Annotated in this window: 17 protein-coding genes; 6 read left to right on the top strand and 11 right to left on the bottom strand. The window is 52.6% G+C overall.

Features of this window, described 5'->3' with window-relative positions:
* Both EVJ29_RS08515 and rbsB read left to right on the top strand, forming a co-directional pair.
* A complete protein-coding gene (locus tag EVJ29_RS08515; RefSeq protein ID WP_070329454.1) occupies nt 1–966 on the top strand; it encodes an ABC transporter permease subunit in 966 nt (321 codons plus the stop codon).
* Nucleotides 967–988: 22 nt separating this feature from the next.
* Entirely contained in the window at nt 989–1,900 is a 912-nt protein-coding gene (gene rbsB, locus EVJ29_RS08510; protein WP_070329453.1) for a ribose ABC transporter substrate-binding protein RbsB, read from the top strand.
* 39 nt (nt 1,901–1,939) lie between these two features.
* On the opposite strand, the gene EVJ29_RS08505 is transcribed toward rbsB, so the two are convergent.
* Nucleotides 1,940–3,337 carry a 6-phospho-beta-glucosidase gene (locus tag EVJ29_RS08505; protein ID WP_131504969.1) on the bottom strand — a complete coding sequence of 466 codons (1,398 nt, stop codon included), beginning with the start codon at nt 3,335–3,337 and terminating at the stop codon, nt 1,940–1,942.
* Between the two features lie 204 nt (nt 3,338–3,541).
* Between EVJ29_RS08505 and EVJ29_RS08500 the strand changes: the two genes are divergently transcribed.
* A complete protein-coding gene (locus EVJ29_RS08500) occupies nt 3,542–4,426 on the top strand; it encodes a MurR/RpiR family transcriptional regulator (protein WP_070329451.1) in 885 nt (294 codons plus the stop codon).
* On the opposite strand, the gene EVJ29_RS08495 is transcribed toward EVJ29_RS08500, so the two are convergent.
* The 7 genes from EVJ29_RS08495 to EVJ29_RS08465 all read right to left on the bottom strand — a co-directional run bounded on the left by EVJ29_RS08495 (nt 4,419) and on the right by EVJ29_RS08465 (nt 12,808).
* A complete protein-coding gene (locus tag EVJ29_RS08495; protein ID WP_131504968.1) occupies nt 4,419–6,947 on the bottom strand; it encodes a YfhO family protein in 2,529 nt (842 codons plus the stop codon). The two genes, EVJ29_RS08500 and EVJ29_RS08495, sit on opposite strands and share 8 nt — an antisense overlap.
* Nucleotides 6,944–7,255 carry a GtrA family protein gene (locus EVJ29_RS08490; RefSeq protein ID WP_330857366.1) on the bottom strand — a complete coding sequence of 104 codons (312 nt, stop codon included), beginning with the start codon at nt 7,253–7,255 and terminating at the stop codon, nt 6,944–6,946. The genes EVJ29_RS08495 and EVJ29_RS08490 overlap by 4 nt, the downstream gene beginning before the upstream one ends.
* Before the next feature lie 25 nt (nt 7,256–7,280).
* The gene (locus EVJ29_RS08485) at nt 7,281–8,267 is read right to left on the bottom strand and encodes a glycosyltransferase family 2 protein (protein ID WP_131439439.1); all 987 of its coding nucleotides are present in this window, start codon (nt 8,265–8,267) and stop codon (nt 7,281–7,283) included.
* Between the two features lie 131 nt (nt 8,268–8,398).
* Complete coding sequence (kynB, locus tag EVJ29_RS08480) at nt 8,399–9,025, bottom strand: arylformamidase (protein ID WP_131439437.1); 627 nt, start codon at nt 9,023–9,025, stop codon at nt 8,399–8,401.
* 12 nt (nt 9,026–9,037) lie between these two features.
* Nucleotides 9,038–9,877 carry a tryptophan 2,3-dioxygenase gene (kynA, locus tag EVJ29_RS08475; protein WP_131464779.1) on the bottom strand — a complete coding sequence of 280 codons (840 nt, stop codon included), beginning with the start codon at nt 9,875–9,877 and terminating at the stop codon, nt 9,038–9,040.
* Between the two features lie 11 nt (nt 9,878–9,888).
* On the bottom strand, nt 9,889–11,166 hold the full coding sequence (gene kynU, locus EVJ29_RS08470; protein WP_131490300.1) for a kynureninase: 1,278 nt from the start codon (nt 11,164–11,166) through the stop codon (nt 9,889–9,891).
* Nucleotides 11,167–11,293: 127 nt separating this feature from the next.
* The gene (locus EVJ29_RS08465; protein ID WP_131490299.1) at nt 11,294–12,808 is read right to left on the bottom strand and encodes a BCCT family transporter; all 1,515 of its coding nucleotides are present in this window, start codon (nt 12,806–12,808) and stop codon (nt 11,294–11,296) included.
* A 166-nt stretch (nt 12,809–12,974) separates the two neighbouring features.
* Here EVJ29_RS08465 and EVJ29_RS08460 point away from each other — a divergent pair, with 166 nt between their 5' ends.
* Together EVJ29_RS08460 and EVJ29_RS15490 are read left to right on the top strand one after the other, a co-directional pair.
* A complete protein-coding gene (locus EVJ29_RS08460) occupies nt 12,975–13,823 on the top strand; it encodes a Cof-type HAD-IIB family hydrolase (protein WP_070329442.1) in 849 nt (282 codons plus the stop codon).
* A 606-nt stretch (nt 13,824–14,429) separates the two neighbouring features.
* Complete coding sequence (locus EVJ29_RS15490; protein WP_167615757.1) at nt 14,430–14,591, top strand: hypothetical protein; 162 nt, start codon at nt 14,430–14,432, stop codon at nt 14,589–14,591.
* A gap of 17 nt (nt 14,592–14,608) precedes the next feature.
* Here the strand turns inward: EVJ29_RS15490 and abc-f are convergent, their stop codons facing one another.
* Nucleotides 14,609–16,444: a ribosomal protection-like ABC-F family protein gene (gene abc-f / locus EVJ29_RS08455; protein ID WP_131490298.1), complete on the bottom strand. Its 1,836-nt coding sequence runs from the start codon at nt 16,442–16,444 to the stop codon at nt 14,609–14,611.
* A gap of 327 nt (nt 16,445–16,771) precedes the next feature.
* Here abc-f and EVJ29_RS08450 point away from each other — a divergent pair, with 327 nt between their 5' ends.
* Nucleotides 16,772–17,689: a DMT family transporter gene (locus EVJ29_RS08450; protein WP_070329172.1), complete on the top strand. Its 918-nt coding sequence runs from the start codon at nt 16,772–16,774 to the stop codon at nt 17,687–17,689.
* A 37-nt stretch (nt 17,690–17,726) separates the two neighbouring features.
* On the opposite strand, the gene EVJ29_RS08445 is transcribed toward EVJ29_RS08450, so the two are convergent.
* Together EVJ29_RS08445 and EVJ29_RS08440 are read right to left on the bottom strand one after the other, a co-directional pair.
* On the bottom strand, nt 17,727–17,912 hold the full coding sequence (locus EVJ29_RS08445; RefSeq protein ID WP_070329171.1) for a hypothetical protein: 186 nt from the start codon (nt 17,910–17,912) through the stop codon (nt 17,727–17,729).
* Between the two features lie 16 nt (nt 17,913–17,928).
* Nucleotides 17,929–18,840 (bottom strand): Gfo/Idh/MocA family protein, encoded by a 912-nt coding sequence (locus EVJ29_RS08440; RefSeq protein WP_131504967.1) that lies wholly within the window; start codon nt 18,838–18,840, stop codon nt 17,929–17,931.
* Nucleotides 18,841–18,845 lie beyond the last annotated feature (5 nt).

Here is an 18,845-nt window from a genome sequence, read left to right as displayed (position 1 = left end):
ATGGAATTGAAAGCAACGGCTGCGCTAGGGCGACCGCAAAAGCTCGGATGGGGGCAAAAACTCGGTCCACTGTTCGGATTACTTGCTATCATCGTTGTGGTGACGGCTCTCGAACCAGGATTTCTCTCGTTGAACAACATCTTTAACGTCTTGCGGCAAGTTTCCATCAACGCCTTGATTGCGTTCGGGATGACGTTCGTCATTTTGACAGGCGGAATTGATTTATCAGTCGGGTCGATTCTCGCGCTCTCTTCGGCATTCGTCGCCGGGATGATGGTCGATGGTCAACACGCTGTCATGGCGATCGCGCTCGGATTGATTGCAGGTGCCGTGCTCGGTGCGTTTAACGGAGCCGTCATCACATACGGAAAAGTCGCGCCGTTCATTGCGACGCTGGCGACGATGACCATCTACCGAGGGCTGACGCTCGTATACACGGATGGCCGGCCGATCACCGGTTTAGGGGACTCAACTTGGTTTGAAATGTTAGGGCGTGGCTACTTATGGATTATTCCGGTGCCGGCGGTCACGATGTTGATTGCGTTCGGCATACTCTACTTCATCTTGAAAAAAACGACGTTCGGACGCCATACGTATGCGATTGGCGGTAATGAGGAAGCCTCTAAACTGATGGGGATTGGCGTTAATAAAGTCAAAGTGATGATTTACTCGTTGTCAGGCATGTTGGCAGCGTTAGCAGGAATCATTTTAACGTCACGTCTCAATTCGGCTCAGCCGACGGCAGGTACTTCATACGAGCTTGATGCGATTGCGGCTGTTGTTCTCGGGGGAACAAGTTTAGCCGGGGGACGTGGTTGGATTGTCGGAACATTGATTGGCGCTCTAATTATCGGCACGTTGAATAACGGCTTGAATCTTCTCGGCGTCTCGTCGTTCTTCCAACTCGTCGTCAAAGGGGCCGTCATCTTATTCGCGGTGCTACTTGATCGCAAACAAAACGCGTAATCATCGAAAGGGGAAACAGAAGATGAAAAAATGGACAGCTTGGCTACTCGTACTGACAATGGTCATGATGGCGGCTTGTTCGACGGAACAACCGGGAACAAGTTCGGAACAAGAACCAAAAGATGGGGACTTTAAGATCGGACTCTCCATCTCTACATTGAACAACCCGTTCTTCGTTGCTTTGAAAGATGGAGCTGAAGAAGAGGCGAAGCAACTCGATGCGACACTCACTGTGGCTGACGCACAAAACGATGCGGCGAAACAAGTGAGCGACGTCGAAGATATGATTCAAAAAGGCATGGATTTGATTTTGATTAACCCGACGGATTCCGAAGCGGTCGGAGCCGCTGTTCAAAGCGCGAACGATGCTGGTATCCCTGTCATCACGGTCGACCGGAACGCAGAATCGGGAGAAGTCGTCGCCCACGTCGCGTCAGACAACGTAGCCGGCGGGAAGCTCGCTGGTGAGTACATGGTTGAACTCGTCGGGGAAGGCGGGAAAGTCGTTGAATTAGAAGGTATTCCAGGAGCATCGGCCACACGCGATCGCGGTCAAGGCTTCAACGAGGCAATCGATGGAAAACTCGACGTCGTGGCCAAACAATCGGCAAACTTTGACCGGGCCCAAGGCTTAACGGTCATGGAAAACATTCTCCAAGACAATAAAGATATCGTCGCGGTGTTCGCGCACAATGACGAAATGGCACTCGGTGCGGTCCAAGCGTTGAGCAGTGCCGGATTGAGCGATGTCAAAGTCATCGGTTTCGATGCGACGGATGACGCGGTCAAGGCTGTTGAAGACGGAACGATGGCCGCAACGGTGGCGCAAAAACCGACAGAGATCGGAAAACTCGGTGTCGAAGCAGCCGTCAACTACTTGAAAGGTGAGACCGTGGAAGAAAACATTCCGGTCGACCTCGAGTTGATCAAATAATGAGAACAGCCGGCGTATCCTAGATGCGCCGGCTGTTTTTTATGATTGTGTAATCGGGCGGAGCGCTTGAACGACTTCATCTTTGACGGTCACACCGTCTGCCTCGAGCTCGGCGATTTTGTCGGCGAACTGAGGCAGGTGAGCTTTATGGGCGATGAGCAGTTCATCAAGCACCCGTTTCGCGGTCTCGCCGCTCGGGATGAGCGGATTGATGATGAACGCTTGAAGAGCAAGTCCGTAATTCCCAGTCACAGCTGCTTCTTCGACGCACAGCTCCATGTTTTTCATGACTTGGAGCCAACCTTTTTCGGCTGGTGCGAGTGAACCGAAGGCGATCGGTTTCGCGCCGTTAGCACCAATATAGGCGGACACTTCGACGACGTCGTCGGGAGCAAGGTCGGGGACAGCACCATTATTTTTCGTCGAGACGACGATGTGTGTGTTTTTATTCGCATAGATTGAGGCGATCGTCTCACACGCCGCGTCCGAGTAGTGGGCGCCGCCCCGCTTCGACAGTTGCTCCGGCTTATGGTCGAGGTGCGGATCTTTATACAGTTCGAACAGCTCGGCTTCCGTCTGTTTCACTTGTTCGGCCCGTGTCCCGGCAGCCGGATCTCGGTACTCCTCGAGCATGTGGGCGAGCATCTCCTCGGCGCGATAATAGTAACGGTGATAGCCGCACGGGATCATATTCATCTGATGCAGCTGCTCTTTGAAGAACGGCATGTCGTGGATATTGGCCGGGATGCCGGAATTACCATCGTACATCTTGTCGATGATATCGCGCGTCACATCACGACCAGTCACGTCATGCACGCGGTGCCAGTGGAAGTGATTCAATCCGGCGAAAGAGTAAATCAAGTCTCCCGGTTTCTTGCCGATCAGTTCCGGTTCGGCCATCATCGCGTTGACCGGGACGTTGCAAAGTCCGATGACTTTGTCCCACTTCCCGTAACGAATGATGGCGTCGGTCACCATACCGCTCGGGTTCGTGAAGTTGACGAGCCAGGCGTTCGGACAGAGCTGTTTCATATCTTCGACGATGTCGAGAATGACAGGAATGGTCCGGAACGCCTTCAAAATGCCGCCGGCCCCATTCGTCTCTTGCCCAACCATGCCGTAGGAGAGCGGGATGCGTTCGTCTTTGATCCGGGCGTCGAGCAAGCCGACGCGGAACTGGGTCGTGACGAAGTCGGCGCCTTGTAACGCTTCCCGCCGGTCGAGTGTGAGATGCACGGTGACGTCATGAGGTGAAGCGTCCCACATGCGTTGGGCCATCTGTCCGACAATCTCGAGCTTCTCTTTTCCCGCTTCGATATCGACGAGCCAAATCTCGCGGATCGGCAACTCTTCGTAACGTTTGATGAATCCTTCCATCAATTCTGGCGTGTAGCTGCTGCCGCCACCGATCGTGACGAGTTTGATTCCGGTTGTCATTTCAATCTCCTCCTCATATAGTTCACAAAAAATTGAGCGGTGTGTAAATGGAATTGACTGCTTGATGTATTTTCTCATGTCCATTTCAGTATAGAATATAGAGAAATGAACACAATAGATTTACAGACAACTCCGAAAGCGTTTACAAAACAAAACAAAAAAAGAATGATTTTTGTGAATTTCATTCACGAGAGGAGACTAGATATGTTGTTGACCGAAAAGCTGAAACAAGATTTGTTCTCGCCGTCGGAACGAGGCGTCATCGATTATTTGTTCGCCGAACGCGAGCATATCCATGACCAAACGATGAAGCAGATTGCCGAAGCGACGTACACGCATCCATCGATACTAAGTCGAATTGCCACGAAATTAGATTTTTCAGGTTGGCTTGATTTGAAAATACAATTTTTAGAAGAAATTGAGTACTTGAACCGTCATTTTTCTAACATCGATGCCAACTATCCGTTCGCGGACGGGGATAGTTTGATGGTTGTGGCGAACAAGATGGCGACGCTCAAACAGATGACAATCGAGGATACGCTATCTTTATTAGATCATGAGGCGTTCGAGCAAGCCGTGACGATGTTACATGAGGCCAGGCATATTAAAGTCTTTTCAATCATTCATAACTTGCTGCTCTGCCACGACTTCAAGTCCAAAATGAATCGCATTGGCAAGCAAGTCACACTTTGTGAGGTGGACGCCGAGTTCGAGGCAGCGAACTCGGATGAAACGACGTGCGCGCTCCTCATCTCCTATACAGGTGAGAGTGATTATACGGTCGGCCTCATTCCTTATTTGAAGAGCCGCCGGGTGCCGGTGCTCGCGCTTACGAGCCTCGGCGAGAACGCCATCTCGCACGAGGCGGACTGCACGCTCCGTTTGACGACGCGCGAGCGTCTCTACTCGAAAATCGGCAGTTTCACCTCGAACGACTCGATCCATTGTCTGCTCGATTTCTTATACGCCGGTGTGTTTGCGAAAGACTATGAGGAACATCTTAAATATAAGATTCAAATTTCAAAACGGTTCGATCATCGGAAAAGTTCGAGCGAAATCATGCAAGAAAAAGAGCATCCGTTCACGTGAACGGATGCTCTTTGCGGCGTAGATACAGAAGATAACCGACGAACAAGGCGAGACCAAGCAGGGTCATCGCAGTCGTGACGATGAAGAACGGCGGACGATACGTCAACGCGACCTCGTTGCGACCTTCGTCGAGTGAAACGGCGCTCCAAGCATAGTTTGCTTGCAAGACGTCGCGTCGCTCTCCGTTCACAGTCGCCTTCCACCCTCGTTCATACGGAACAGGGAGGACGGCATATGTCCCTTCGGTTGCGTCTTCAACCGTGAAGTCGATGTCAGGTCCGTCCCAAACGACCGGAATATCCGGGATAGAAGCCGATTCTTCAAGGGCGTCTTCGAGTGTCGCGTAATCTTCCCACTCGATCGTCACGTCTTCAAGTACATACGTTCCTTCCGGTAGACGGAGCGGTACGTTTTTCTTGAGAGGTGTCCGGAGCGTCATCGAAGTGAGATTGGTCCGATAAATCGACGCTTCTGGTTTTCGAGTCGTCCGGTAATTCCCAAGCCGGATGAAGAAACCATCACCTTCAAGCTTGCGAATCTTGAACGAGACGTACAAATCACCCGTCGCCGAGTCTGGGACGTCCGGAATAAAGTCGACTCCGCCTTCTTCAGCGGTGACTTGGAGTGTCTCATCTTCCCATACCGCATTGACAGGCTCACTCACAAACGTAATCGTTTGCGCTGGGGACGGTGTTGCGGTTCCCTGTTCTAAGATGACACCCGACAGCATCGCTTGCTCACGCGTCAACATCGAGACATCTTTAAGCGCTTCACGATTGTACGTGTTTGATGTCGTCCGGACGAACGGCAAGCGGGTCCCGCTTTCATAAACGGCGTAACGTTCTGTTTCGCCAAGCAGTTGGAAGCCGTACGGTGCCTCGCTCGCGATTGTTTTATCACGCATCCAATAAGGAGTCGACAGCACATGATGTAAGTTCGAACGGTTGCCGAGTGTCCCGTAACGGCTGACACTTTCCCGTCTCATATCAATTTCAAGGTCGCTCCAATAGAATGTGAGCAAGTGTCCGTTCAAAATACTCGAGTATAGACTCGTCCCAAGGAATGACTGGACGATTGGTGTGTTGTTGCGAAGTGGCACCATCCAATCCATACGCTCGAGTGGACCGGCCTCTTCACGGACGACATCGATGAGTTCCCGTTGTTCAGCGCTGTTGTACTGCTCGCTCGTAACGAACGTCGCGTTCGTGTTGACGATCGCCATATCGTGAAGCACCAACTTCGTGTAACCGTTGAACACGATGAGACAAGACGCGATGATGAGGTACGGAGCCAACAATGGTTTAAGCCAAAACGATAAGACGGTTAAAATCATGAGGGCAAACATACCGAACACGATTGGCCATGGCGCGTTACCGAATAGCCCAAAACCGAGATAAGCCAAAACGGTTACGACGGCTGCCTTGAAAAATGATGTTTTTTCGAAGCGCCAATGCGTCAAGCCGACAGCAACCATGCCGCCGATCGTGAAGCTCGCCAAATACTCCCAGCGATATTGCGGTGCCGAGAAGCCGTTGAAGAAGCTACCGACATGCGGACTGAAATGGAGTAGGGTCAACAGTAGACTCATGCTCACAAATAATCGGAACGTGACGTGACGGTAGAGCGGACGATAAAGAGCGAACAGTAGGAAGACGGCCGGTAGGATCAGCAGACTGCTATCGTATAACAAATTGTCGAGCTGAATCCAACGAATCTCATGCTCAAGCGATGGTCGCTCATTTTGCAAAAAGCCATAAGTCGCCGGAATGAACGCAAACGAACTCAGAAGTAGGGCAATGACGCCAGATCCGCTATAGAGCAACCATTGCTGTTTACGACTGACCTGATCTTCGGGTAGGTGAATGAATTGTCGGAACAAGACATAGACGAGAACGAAGACTAAATTGATGTAGGCAAAGTAAAAGTTATTGATCAGCATGATGGCACTAACGATGATAAAGAAGTCGGCGCGACCGTTTCGGATGATGCGTTCGAGACCGATGACAAGGAGCGGGACCCACAAAAAGCCGTCCGCAAAAAACTCCCAAAACGTCACGTGACGGATGTACATGACCGACACACCATAAATGACGGCACCGACGAAAGCGTGGAGTGTGCGGACGTTAAACAACTGATACGCATACGTCGCGAACACGATGACGACAGCGAGCCGGATGACGCTCACAATCAAGGCGAGACGCAACCACATGTCCAAGTCAGGTGTGACGAGTCCGAGCACATCAAATAAGGAAACGACGGCGACCGAGAGCCAAAATACGACTGACGTTGAAAAGTAGTAAGCGAGTTGTGTGAGGATACCGCCGCCGAAGCCGAAGTCCTCGGCATAGACGAGATTCCCTTTATGGAACGTTTCGTAAAGGAAATGCTTGAACGGGACCATTTGCGATAAGCCGTCATTCGGTCCGGCGATGAAGCCACCCTGTGATTGATAGTAGATGAAAAAAGCGTGGGCGATGGTCGACACGAGCAACGCAACACTGATGAGTTTGAACTGTCTCATATTGTCGATTGCTCACGTTTCAAAATTTTACTCGTGACGATGAACGTCGCCGGCACAGCGATAAAGATGGCGAACAACGGGGCCAACGTCGTCGAGACGTTCAGTTGTTCGACGAGCAAATAAATACACACCGTCGTGACTGTGAAGTTGACGACTTGCGTCAACGGAAACTGCAAAAATTTCCGTAGCGTCGGTTTGACTTTGAACGTGAAATAACTGTTCAAAAAGAAAGAGGCGATCATGCTGAGCGTGAATGCCACCACATGAGAGACCCCATAGCCGGTGTTCCATAGATGATGAAACAACATATAAATCAAATAGTAGTTAAGAGTATTAATTCCCCCAATGGCGACGAATCTTATAAACTCGGCCTTTCTCTTGTTCATTCGCACTCTTCCTTTGTATGTTAGTTTCTTGAATCAAGTAGGCCGGACGGCGTTTCGTCTCAAAATAGATGCGACCGACGTACTCACCGATGATCCCGAGGCTGACGAGCTGGATTCCACCAAGTAACAGGATGGCTGAGATGAGCGTGAAATAGCCTGGTGTGTCGATACCGTCTTGAATGATGTCAAACAGTGTCAACAGAATATAGAGCATCGACAGTAGTAAAATCAATACGCCTGAGTAAAAGCAAAAGCGCAGCGGTTTCGAATTGAAAGAGATCAACCCATCGACACCGTAATTGAATAGTTGGCTAAACGACCATTTTGTCTCGCCGTTTTGACGGAGTACATTTTGATAAGTAATCGTCTTTTGTTCCATGCCAATCCACGAGAATAAGCCTTTTGAGAACCGTTGATGCTCGTTCATTCGTAAGAGAGCGTCGACAGCCTCGCGGCTTAGCAGACGGAAGTCACCGACACCGTCCTCGAGTTCGACGTCGACGATTTTGTTGATAAGCTTGTAATACGTCCGAGAGGCCAGTTTTCGAGTCCTGCTTTCGCCGGCTCGGTCGCGCTTGGCGATGACTTGATCAAATCCTTGCTCGAAACCGGCAACCATGTCCGGAATCAGGGACGGCGGATGCTGTAAATCGGTATCCATCAAGATTGTCGCATCCCCCGTCGCGTGTTGTAACCCGGCCAGGATGGCTGCTTCCTTCCCGAAATTTCGCGAGAATGAGATGTAACGCACTTCAGGATGACGCTTAGCCAAATATTTAATTACATCAAGTGTACGATCCGAACTTGCATCATTCACGAATAAGATTTCATAAGAATAAGGAGTGCCGTCAAACTGTTCATGGATGGCGTCGAAGATGAGAGGAATGTTTTTTTCTTCGTTATAGGCAGGTAATACCATAGAAATCGTCTTCATAAAAAACACTCCTTTCTACACACTTCCGATGATTATCCATTCCCGAACAGTTGCAAACTCAAGCGTCAATGGTTCCTTTCACATAAAACAAAAACATCCACACCGTCAAAATGGAGTGGATGTAAGATCAGTTAGTCAATCGAGCGAAGCAATGCGCGCACCGGGCTACCGTCACCTTCCACGATTGGAAGCGGGACGGCGTTCAATTCGTAATCTCCGGGCGCGATCGCATCGAGGACGAGCCCTTCGAGGATGTGGACGCCGTTCCGCGCGAGCGCGTGGTGGGCGTCCATGTCTTTACTGTCGATGGCGTCGACCGATGGCAGGTCGAGACCGATCAAATAAATACCGAGCTGTCCCAACCGCTCGGCGAGGGATGGCGTAAGTTCCGGGATCTGGCTTGGAAATTCAGCTTTGTTCGGCCATCCGTCCGTCTTCAGGATGAGGCGCTCGACACCGGTCAAGTCGAATCCGTCCAAATCACTTGCTTCAATCTTTTGTCGCCCGGGCAAATGAATGACCCGGACCGGTCCGATGTAGAGCCCGGGGTCGAGGTCGATCACCCGCTTGCCGGCATCGTCGAAATGGAACGGGGCGTCGATATGTGTGCCTGTATGTAGACTCATCGTCACTTTGCCGACGTTGACGGAGCCACTGTCCGCCATCGGCCAAGCGATCTCGTAGTTGAACTTTGTGTCGCCCGGCCATGTCGTGATCGAGTCGTCGAGCGGCTGTGATACGTCAATCCATTGTGTCATCGTTATGTCTCCTCACAATTTTGTCCGGACGGTCCATAGTTCAGGGAAGAAACGGTGGTCGAGGACGCGGCGCAAGTAGTTCACGCCGGACGATCCACCCGTGCCCATTTTTTGACCGATGATCCGTTCGACCGTGCTCATATGATTGAAACGCCACATCTGTTGTTGGTTGCCGATGTCGAGCAACTTCTCTCCGAGTTCATACAAGTCCCAGTACGTGTTGACGTCCCGGTACACGGCGGCCCAAGCGTTCTCGACGCTCTCGTTCCACTCCCAGTCCTGCGTCACGTCCCGGTCGAGCACGTCCGCGTCGATATGCAGTCCGCGGCGGTGCATCTCACGGGCGGTCACGTCATAGATGCTCGGTGCTTGGAGTGATGCCTCGAGGAGCGGATAGAGTGCCTCGTCATGGGCATAGACACTGAGCGTCCGTGCGTTTTTAAAGCCGAGCGCGAATTCAATCTGGCGGTTCTGGTACGATTGGAAACCAGATGACGAGCCGAGCTCGTCACGGAACTCTAAATATTCGGCCGGTGTGAGCGTCGCGAGGACGCTCCACGATTGGATGAGCTGTTGTTGGATTTTCGAGACGCGGGCGAGCATTTTGAACGATCGTTCGAGCTCACCCGTTTCAATGGCGGTCACGGCCGCAGTCAACTCATGCAAGATCAACTTCATCCACAGCTCACTCGTCTGGTGGATGATGATGAACAGCATCTCGTCGTGGTGGTCCGACAGGCGATGTTGACTCGATAAGATCGGGTCGAGCTGTAAATAGTCGCCATACGACATGTCTTTTGAAAAGTCAGTTTGAATCGATTGCTCGACTTTATGTTCGATACGTTCACTCATCGTTAATCTCCTTAAGCTACGACTTCACGGACGTTCTCGAACGCCTCGTATTCTTTATTGTCCATTATTTCTTTCAAGATCATGACGACGTCGTACACGTCGGTGAACGTGTTGTAGAGCGCGACCGGTGCGAGGCGGATGATGTTCGGCGCTCGGAAATCAGGAATGACACGGTGTTGTTTGAGCGCTTTACAGATACGAGCCGCTTCCGGATGCTCGAGGCTCAAGTGGGCACCGCGACGTTTTTCATCGCGCGGGCTGCCGATGACGAAGCCGTGCGGTGCGAGCAGTTCATCGATCAATTCGGTCATATACGTCGTTAAAGCGAGCGACTTCTCACGAATCGCTTCCATGCCGACCTCATTGAACATCTCGAGCGCGCCGAGTTGTGGCGCGAGGCTCATGACGTGCGGTGTCCCGATTTGGAACGCACCGGCATGTTCAGCCGGTGTCATCGTGTGGTCCATGTCGAACTGCTTGTCTTTTCGTGATCCGAACCAACCGGCAAGACCTGGCGTCGTCCCGAAATGACGCTCGTGGACGAACAGCCCACCGACACTTCCCGGTCCGCCGTTCAAATGCTTGTAGTTGCACCAGTAGGCGAAGTCGACGCCCCAATCATGAAACGCGTGCGGGATGGCGCCGACCGAGTGGCATGCATCAAAGCCGATCAATATGTCGCGTTCGTGTGCGGCTTTGGCGAGACGGGCCATATCAAGAATCTGACCGCTCCGGTATAACACCGTCGGCAAGACGATGAGCGCGATATCGTCGGTCATGGCGGCGATGATGTCATCCTCATTTAAATAACGACCGTCACGACTCGGCACTTGGACGAGATGTTCGGCCGGATCGAGGTCGCGTAGCAAGAGTTGGCTTTGGAGTGCGTAAATGTCCGACGGGAACGTCAGCGCATCGGCGAGAATCTTCGTCCGTTTGCCGACCGGTTTAAAGAACGTGGCGGCGAGCTGATGCAAGTTGACGGTCGTCGATCCGGTGACCATGACTTCATTGGTGCTCGCACCGATGAGCGGCGCGTTGAGTGCGGCCAGCTCTTCTGACAGATTGAACCACGGATGGCGCCCCGACATCCAGCCGTCGATTCCGAGTTCTTTCCAATCACTGAGCGATTCGAGCAACGTCTTCTCGGCTCGTTTCGATAACAGACCGAGCGAATTCCCGTCCATGTAGATCCCGTCCTGCGGCAAGTAAAACTCTCCCCGGTAGCGTGCGAGTGGGTCGCTTGCGTCTCGCGTCTCCGCATAACCGCGTGTGAAATCTTGAACCATACCATTTCCCCCTTTGACTATCGTGCCATGCTGACAAAAGCGTAGCAATCGGACGCATACGTGTCAACACGGACCGACGCATCGAGACAGCAATAGAGCCGCCATGAAATCGGCGGCTCAGACAAACTCATTTGATTTTTTTGATGTTCTCTTGACGCAACAAGCTGAACAGCGTGTACACCATCAAGATTAGAATGATCGTGAACGGCAGGGCCGAGATCAAGGAAGCGGTCTGTAGCCCCTCGAGTCCGCTCGCGATGAGCAGGACAGCGGCGATGCCACCGAGCAAGATACCCCAGACGATGCGGACGGAAAGCGGCGGGTTCAAGCTTCCGTTCGTTGTCATACTGCTGATGATGTACGTCGCCGAGTCGGCCGACGTGATCAAGAACGTGAGAATCAATAAAATCGACAAGATAGACAGGATGAAACTGAACGGCAGCTCGGCAAACGTGACGAACAAGGCGCTCGTGACGTCGGCATCGACTGCCTGGGCGATCGATGTCCCTTCAAACAAGTCGAGATGAAGGGCGGTTCCGCCGAACACAGCGATCCACATGAGCGCGATGAACGGTGGTACGACGAGCACACCGACGATGAATTCGCGAATCGTACGGCCTCGTGAGACACGAGCGACGAACGCTCCGACGAATGGCGACCAGGCGATGGCCCATGCCCAGTAGAAAATCGTCCAGTCCCGTACCCACGTCCCTTGTTGATAAGGTTGGAGACGGAGACTATAGCGGATAAAGTTTTGCAAATAGTCGCCAAGCCCGAGCGTGAACGTCTCTAAGATGAAGATGGTCGGACCGGCGAAGAAGACGAACACCATCAATACGAGTGCCGTTCCAAGGTTGATGTTACTGAGCCATTTGATCCCGCGATCAAGACCGGTCGTCGTCGACGTCAAGAACAAGGCGGTCAATACGACGATGATGAGGACTTGGACGAGTGCCGTGTTCGGCAACCCGAAGACGCTATTCAGTCCGCCATTGATTTGCAGGACGCCGAGCCCGAGCGACGTCGCGACACCCATGACCGTCGCGATGACGGCAAAAATGTCGATTGTTTGGTTGAGCGGTTGTTTGTAAGGCCGCTCTTTGATGAGCGGAGATAAACTTGTCGAAATCCGTCCATCTGTATTCCGGCGAAACTGGAAGTAGGCGATGATCAATCCGACGATGGCGAAGACGGACCATTGACTGACGCCCCAGTGAAAGAACGAATAGGCCATGGCGAGTCGGGCTCCCTCGACTGTCAGTTCAGTCGTATCCGCATATGGGGGCGTGATGAAGTGACTCATCGGTTCAGCAACGCCCCAAAAGACGAGCCCGACCCCAAAACCAGCTGAAAATAACATTCCGATCCAAGTGAAGAACGGGTATTGTGGTCGGTCGCTGTCTGCCCCGAGACGAATCTTTCCGTACTTGCTGAAAGCGAGGAAGATTAAGAAGAGGACGAAAAAGAAGACGGCTAGTAAGTAGAACCAACCGAACGACCGGGTCGTGAAGTTGAAGATACTGCCGGCGATGTCAGCAAATAATGTCGGGCGAATCGCACCGAATAAGACGAGCAGGGCAATGATGCTCGCAGAGATGTAAAACACACGATTCAAACGCGGCTTTCCAGGTGAGATGTTCATAAAGAACTCCTTTCCGAACGGACAAATATTATTGAGAACTAATAATAAATTCCCTATTTTTGAAAGTGGGAAACCGGAGTTTTCATTTACTGTGCAATCTGACAGTTGAGACTGAGCAAATCAGGGAATTAGAATGGAGACAAACATGCTGAAAGGAGAGAATTAAATGAAATTGATTGCCATCGACTTAGACGGGACGTTATTGTCGCGCACCGGTGTCATCACGGAAGCGAACCAACAAGCAATCCGGCGACGCCAGGAGCGCGGTGATTTGGTCGCCATCTCGTCAGGACGCTCAATCCATGATATCGAGGAAATTTTGAAGCGGAGCGAGTTGACGTGCCCGATCCTTTCCGGGAACGGGGCGATCGCATTTTATGAAAATGAACGTATTTACTATCACGCCCTCCCGAAACAAGTCGTTCAGGAGTTATGGGACGTGGCGCATGAGCATGATACGTACGTCGAGTTTTATACGAACGCCGGTGTCAAAGTGTTGCGCACGGGTACCGACTTGTTAAAAGGCGAATTAGATGAGGTGTTGCCGCACGACCAGTCGTTCACCCGAGAGTGGGGCGAGCGGGAGATCGAGATTCAAAATGAACAGTTCGGCCTGACGTACGTCGATACGATTGATGAGATTGATTTTGAAGCCGATGAAGTGTACAAAGTGTTCATCTATTCGTTCGATCGTCGTAAGCTGCATAAGCTACGGAAGCTTTACGAGCCGCGGACTGATATTTTGATCACGACGGCGGGATGGACGAAGATTGAAATTGGACATCCGAAGGCGAGTAAAGGCATGGCGCTGAAGCAGCTCGCCGAGCATCATCAGATCCCGCAAGAAGAGATCGTTGCGATCGGGGACAACTTGAATGATATCTCGATGTTCGAGGTGGCGGAGACGAGAATTGCGATGGGCAACGCGGTCGATCCGCTAAAAGACATCAGTACCCATATTACGAAAGACGCCGAGGCGGATGGAGTCGCGTATGCGCTTGATCGTTATGTATGAGCTGAAATTTTGAAGAAATGGTGAACTAGGGTTCGTCGCTGGGCAGAACGGCTATTGTATTAATGTAGTCCTCATTCAACGTGTTGAGCTGAAAGGGGGCAACGAATGAAACAAAGATTCAGTCGTTGTTTGGCCGAGGCCGGCTCGGTGAAACGAGAGACAGCATGTCAGAAAAATCGACCTGTGTGACCGTCCTTCATATCCGATCTGTCGTCCACCTTGCGTATGTTAAAATGGCAAGGGGCAGACAAACATGATGCTTTGGGGAAGCAGACGTCAACAGGTATCGATTTTTCTGGAAACAGAGGTGAGCAGGACGAGGTTCGTGACAGATTTCATTTTTCACAGTCGAAGTGTCGGTAACATGCCAATCCGGAACCGATTTTTTGCTTCTGTGCCAGGCTATATCGACCTCTAGACGAACGTACGCTCAGAAATCATTGCGTGAATCGCGTCGATTTTCTAGCACGTATTTGACCAATCCGCTGGGACGGTCGATCGAGATGTTTCTCGATCGGGTGAAAGTCCGCTTTTTTAGAAAATGCTCACCGTTAAGCGCCACACGTGTGGCGCTTTTTCTTAGGTGATGGGTGAAGGGGTGAATCTATGCCGAAATTGTACTGGCTCGGCACGTTCGTGAGCGGACTGCTGCTCATGTCAATCGGAGAGGCGAGCGCGGTGCCGCGCGTCGTCCCGTATTTTTTGATGGCGGTCGGTGTGACCGGCTTTTTAGTCCAATCCTGGTTCGAACAAAAACGACGCCGTTGACACGGCGTCGTTCGTCGTTAAATCGATTCAAGCAACTGATTGAGCAGCGTATCGATGTCAGCTTGGAGCGCATCGGCTTGTCGTTGCAGCGTCATCAGTTCCTCGACGTCGTTCGTGTCGTTCATTTGAGTGAGTAGACTCTGATGATCATCTTCGAGCTGGTTCAATCGTGCCTCGTCGGCCGCGGTATCGACGGGCCGTTGCGGTTTGGCTATTTTGGCTTTCGGTTGCGAGACGGGTTCAGCGATGTGAGGTTCAACCCGTTTTTCAAGCGCGTAGGCGACATTTCCCGGGAAACGGGTGATTGTTCCATCGAGCCAATACGTGATTGGGAACAGTTTGTTCAAGAAGTACCGGTCATGGGAAACGACGACGAGCGTTCCGGTGAAGCGGTCGAGTGCTTCTTCGAGCGCCTCGCGCGCTTCGATGTCGAGATGGTTCGTCGGTTCGTCGAGAACGAGCACGTTCATGTCCTCGTGCATGAGGACCGCGAGCATGAGCCGCATCTTTTCACCGCCGCTCAAATTGCCGACCGGTTTGAACACGCTCGCTCCATAAAACAAGAACTGGGCGAGCAACTGTCGTGCCTTGCCCTCGTCGACGGCGATCCGGTCTCGGAACGCCTCGATCAATCGATGCCCGTCGTCGAACTGGACGTGCTGGGACAAGTAGCCGATTCGGGCCCGTTCCGCCCGGCGAACATCTCCGGAAGTCGGCTCGAGCTCGCCTAGCAATAGCTTCAAGAGCGTCGACTTGCCGCTGCCATTCGGTCCAACGATGGCAATCCGTTCCCCGTGACCGGCGTAGAACGAGACGTTTTGAAACACGGTCTGATCATACGTGACAGAAGCGTCTGTCACTTCAAACACATCACGCCCGGTTCGCCCGCTCGCGGAGAACGTGATGTCGGGCTGAATCGCCTCGAGTCGCGGTTTTTTGATCGTCTCGATCCGAGCGAGCGCCTTTTCCATCGATTTGGCGCGGCGGTAGAACTTTTCGTTCGGGGGATTGCCCTCGTTCGCCCATTGCCGCAACTGCCGGATCGTCTCTTTCATCTTCTTGATTTTCTTTTGTTGCTCGGTGTAGGCATGGAATTGGTCGAGCAACAGCTTCTCTTTTTGAGCGACGAACGAGCTGTAATTGCCGTCAAAACTCGTCAACTCACCGTCCTCGCATTCGACGATTCGTGTGGCGACGGCATCGAGGAAGACCCGGTCGTGCGAGACGAGCAGGAGCGTCGACGGGCTGTCCCGTAAGAACGACTCGAGCCAAGCCATCGCTTCTAAGTCTAAGTGGTTCGTCGGCTCATCGAGGATGAGCAGTTCCGGTTCTTGCAGCAGTGCCAAAGCGAGCCCGACCTTCGTCCGCTCGCCGCCGCTTAACGTGTCGAACGGGCGGTCGACAAACCGCGTGAGGCGGAGCCCGTCGATCATAGCGTTCACTTTTGAGTCGATTACATAGCCGCCGCTCTGCTCGTATCGGGTTTGGAGCGCTCCGTACTTATCTAATAACAGTTCAAGTTTATCGCTTGACGCCATCTCTGCCTCGAGCGCATGCATCGCCTCGCCGAGCCGAATCAGTTCGGCGAACGCGGTGTAGAGCACGTCGCGCCCGCTCTTGTCCGGATAGGCGGGCAATTGTGCCAAATAACCGATGTTGAGCCGTTGTTTTCGATAAATCGTGCCATCGTCCGGCGCCTCGGTGCCGACGATCAAATGGAGCAACGTCGTTTTACCGCTGCCGTTCCGTCCGACGAGTCCGATCCGCTCGCCTGCGTTCACGTGAAGATTGGCATCAACTAAGACGGCGTGGCCACCGAATTGTTTTTGAATATGTTGCATGTCGATCAACATGTAAGTTCCTCCTAAAGTCGAGGCCTATCAAAAAAACCGAGCGCAAACAAGCGCTCGGTAAGGAAGAGAGGCGCTTCGTCGTATTTTCAACAATGTCTAAAACAGGACAGACGGGTCCTATGGTTAAGCAACATCGTGAAAAATCGCACGCAAAATGTACAAATGTTCAGTTGACCAGTGCGTACGTCCGACAAAGTTCACCTTTCTCCCTCCTTTCGATCATCGATACAACTAGTGTAAGCGATTTCTTGAATTTCGACAACGGTTGAAAAACAGGAGTTCATTCGATGGACGTCGTATTAGTTAGGAATCAAAGGAGGGATGAAGATGCGCAAGGAATGGCTCGGTGCCATCAGTTTGGCGCTCGCCGCTAGCATTTGGGGCGGGATGTACGTCGTCAGTAAGTATGCGCTCGGGTTCATCGAGCCGTTCACGCTCGTCTGGATGCGCTACGCCGTCGCGTTCATCGTCTTGTTCGCGGCATGGTCGTTGTTCGGTCGTGAACAAGTGAGGCGCGAGGATTTGAAATGGATCACGCTCGTCGGTGTGATCGGTTACGTCGCCTCGATCTCATTCCAATTCATCGGCACGAAGCTGTCCGATGCCCACACCGGTTCACTCGTGACAGCAGCGACGCCGGCGTTCATGGTGTTGTTCGCCCGGTTGATTTTGAAAGAGCAGCTCACACCTGTCAAAATTGGGTCACTCGTCTTAGCGACGCTCGGCGTCATCATCGTCGTCGGCTGGCACGTCGATGGGACGTATTTGCTTGGCAGCCTCGTCTTGGTCGGTGCCGCCATCACCTGGGCGCTCATGTCCGTGTATGTCAAAGTCGCCTCGCAAACGGTCTCGTCTCTGACGATCACGACGTTCGCGATTGGGATCGCCTTCGTCTTGATGACACCACTCATGGGGCTAGAAGTCGTGCAGTCTGGCGTTCCAGACATGACGAGCGTCCTTTGGCTCAGCGTTTTATACGTCGGCATCATCTCGACGGCCGGGGCGTTCTTCTTTTGGAACAAAGGACTCGAACTGATGGATGCGAGCGTCGGGTCGTTGTTCTTCTTCTTTCAGCCGCTCGTCGGAGGTTATCTCGGTTGGCTCGTTCTCGGCGAACAGCTCGACCGAAACTTTTTCATCGGCGCTGCCTGTATCGTCACGGCCGTCACCTGGTCGACACTCGTCGAACGGCGCCAAAAGCGTCGCCTCGACGTGACGGCTTCATACGAACGAAACATTTTATAACACGAACGGTCGGCCCAATGAAGGGTCGACCGTCTTTTTAAAATCCGTGGTCATCCAATTTGTCCTGGTCGCGCTTCATCTCGAGTTCGAGCCGCTGGATTGCCAGCTTTTCTTGCTCGACTTTGAGCCGCAGCTCCTCGATGCGGGCTTTGCGCGTCTTGATGATTGTGTCCGAGGCGATGGCGATGACGGCGATGATCATGATGTAGAAAAAGAAATCCATCTGATTTTTCCTCCTCTCAGCGTCTGCTGAACAAGTCTGTGACTAGTTGTTGGGTGAGCAACGCCTCGCGTCCGTCCGTCAAAATCGGGGTATCGTCAGTCAGCGCCGTGATGAAGTGATCGATTGCTCCTTGGAAGCCGCGTTGCGTGAGCAACGTATCCCACGAACCAAACGTCTCGGTCGAATGCGTGCCGTGCTCGAAGCGATTGAGCGTCACCATTTCATCGACCGTCAAACGGAGTCCGTCCTTGATGGCGACGAGCCCTTCGTGATTGACGCCCGCCTTGCGGTGCATCGACGTCGTATGCAGGCCGTTTTCATCTTGCCAGACGTGACGTGCGAAATGGAGTCCGTTCGATGCGGTCGTCTCGATCTGTCCCGTCACGAGCCGTAAGTCACTTCCGGTAAAATAGCGGAGCGTGTCGACGACGTGCAAGTAATCGTCGAGTAACGTGAACCGGTAATCGTGTCCGCGCAAGCCGTCCCCTCGGTGCTTGACGAAGTCGAGCGAGTGGAACGGGGCCGCTGCCTTCACTTGATTATACATCGGGGCGAAGCGACGGTTAAAGCCGACCATCAGCTTGCGGTTCGTACGTTCTGCCGTTTCGACGAGCCGTTCGGCCTGTTCGACGGTTGCGGCGAGCGGCTTGTCGACGTACACGTCGACGCCGTGCGCGAGTAAGTAAGAAACGACCTCGTAATGCGTCTCGGTCGAACTATGGACGAACGCTGCATCGACGGACGAGGCGAGCGAATCGAGTCCCGTGAACGATTCCATCCGATATGCCCGACAAATTTCATCCCGTTTAGCCTGTGTCGGAGAGTAGGCGCCGACGAGTTCGAACGAGGTGCTGTTCGTCAAGATGGGCAAATACGCTTTTTGGGCGATGCCGCCGAGGCCGACGACACCGATTTTCGGTTTTCTCATATGTA

Origin of the sequence: Exiguobacterium sp. SH4S7 (genome assembly GCF_004336795.1) — a bacterium.
In the GTDB taxonomy this organism is placed as follows: domain Bacteria; phylum Bacillota; class Bacilli; order Exiguobacteriales; family Exiguobacteriaceae; genus Exiguobacterium; species Exiguobacterium aurantiacum_A.
The sequence above is the reverse complement of the archived record's forward strand: the minus strand, read 5'-3'. Positions and strand labels throughout refer to the sequence as shown.

What these genes read in the sequence shown, in the direction of transcription:
- EVJ29_RS08515 (WP_070329454.1), top strand. Translation starts at nt 1, where the DNA reads ATGGAATTGAAAGCAACGGCTGCGCTAGGGCGACCGCAAAAGCTCGGA.
- EVJ29_RS15490 (WP_167615757.1), top strand. Translation starts at nt 14,430, where the DNA reads ATGCCGAAATTGTACTGGCTCGGCACGTTCGTGAGCGGACTGCTGCTC.
- kynU (WP_131490300.1), bottom strand. Translation starts at nt 11,166, where the DNA reads ATGGTTCAAGATTTCACACGCGGTTATGCGGAGACGCGAGACGCAAGC.
- EVJ29_RS08490 (WP_330857366.1), bottom strand. Translation starts at nt 7,255, where the DNA reads ATGTTGTTTCATCATCTATGGAACACCGGCTATGGGGTCTCTCATGTG.
- EVJ29_RS08505 (WP_131504969.1), bottom strand. Translation starts at nt 3,337, where the DNA reads ATGACAACCGGAATCAAACTCGTCACGATCGGTGGCGGCAGCAGCTAC.
- rbsB (WP_070329453.1), top strand. Translation starts at nt 989, where the DNA reads ATGAAAAAATGGACAGCTTGGCTACTCGTACTGACAATGGTCATGATG.
- kynB (WP_131439437.1), bottom strand. Translation starts at nt 9,025, where the DNA reads ATGACACAATGGATTGACGTATCACAGCCGCTCGACGACTCGATCACG.
- kynA (WP_131464779.1), bottom strand. Translation starts at nt 9,877, where the DNA reads ATGAGTGAACGTATCGAACATAAAGTCGAGCAATCGATTCAAACTGAC.
- EVJ29_RS08485 (WP_131439439.1), bottom strand. Translation starts at nt 8,267, where the DNA reads ATGAAGACGATTTCTATGGTATTACCTGCCTATAACGAAGAAAAAAAC.
- EVJ29_RS08450 (WP_070329172.1), top strand. Translation starts at nt 16,772, where the DNA reads ATGCGCAAGGAATGGCTCGGTGCCATCAGTTTGGCGCTCGCCGCTAGC.
- EVJ29_RS08465 (WP_131490299.1), bottom strand. Translation starts at nt 12,808, where the DNA reads ATGAACATCTCACCTGGAAAGCCGCGTTTGAATCGTGTGTTTTACATC.
- EVJ29_RS08460 (WP_070329442.1), top strand. Translation starts at nt 12,975, where the DNA reads ATGAAATTGATTGCCATCGACTTAGACGGGACGTTATTGTCGCGCACC.
- abc-f (WP_131490298.1), bottom strand. Translation starts at nt 16,444, where the DNA reads ATGTTGATCGACATGCAACATATTCAAAAACAATTCGGTGGCCACGCC.
- EVJ29_RS08500 (WP_070329451.1), top strand. Translation starts at nt 3,542, where the DNA reads ATGTTGTTGACCGAAAAGCTGAAACAAGATTTGTTCTCGCCGTCGGAA.
- EVJ29_RS08445 (WP_070329171.1), bottom strand. Translation starts at nt 17,912, where the DNA reads ATGGATTTCTTTTTCTACATCATGATCATCGCCGTCATCGCCATCGCC.
- EVJ29_RS08495 (WP_131504968.1), bottom strand. Translation starts at nt 6,947, where the DNA reads ATGAGACAGTTCAAACTCATCAGTGTTGCGTTGCTCGTGTCGACCATC.
- EVJ29_RS08440 (WP_131504967.1), bottom strand. Translation starts at nt 18,840, where the DNA reads ATGAGAAAACCGAAAATCGGTGTCGTCGGCCTCGGCGGCATCGCCCAA.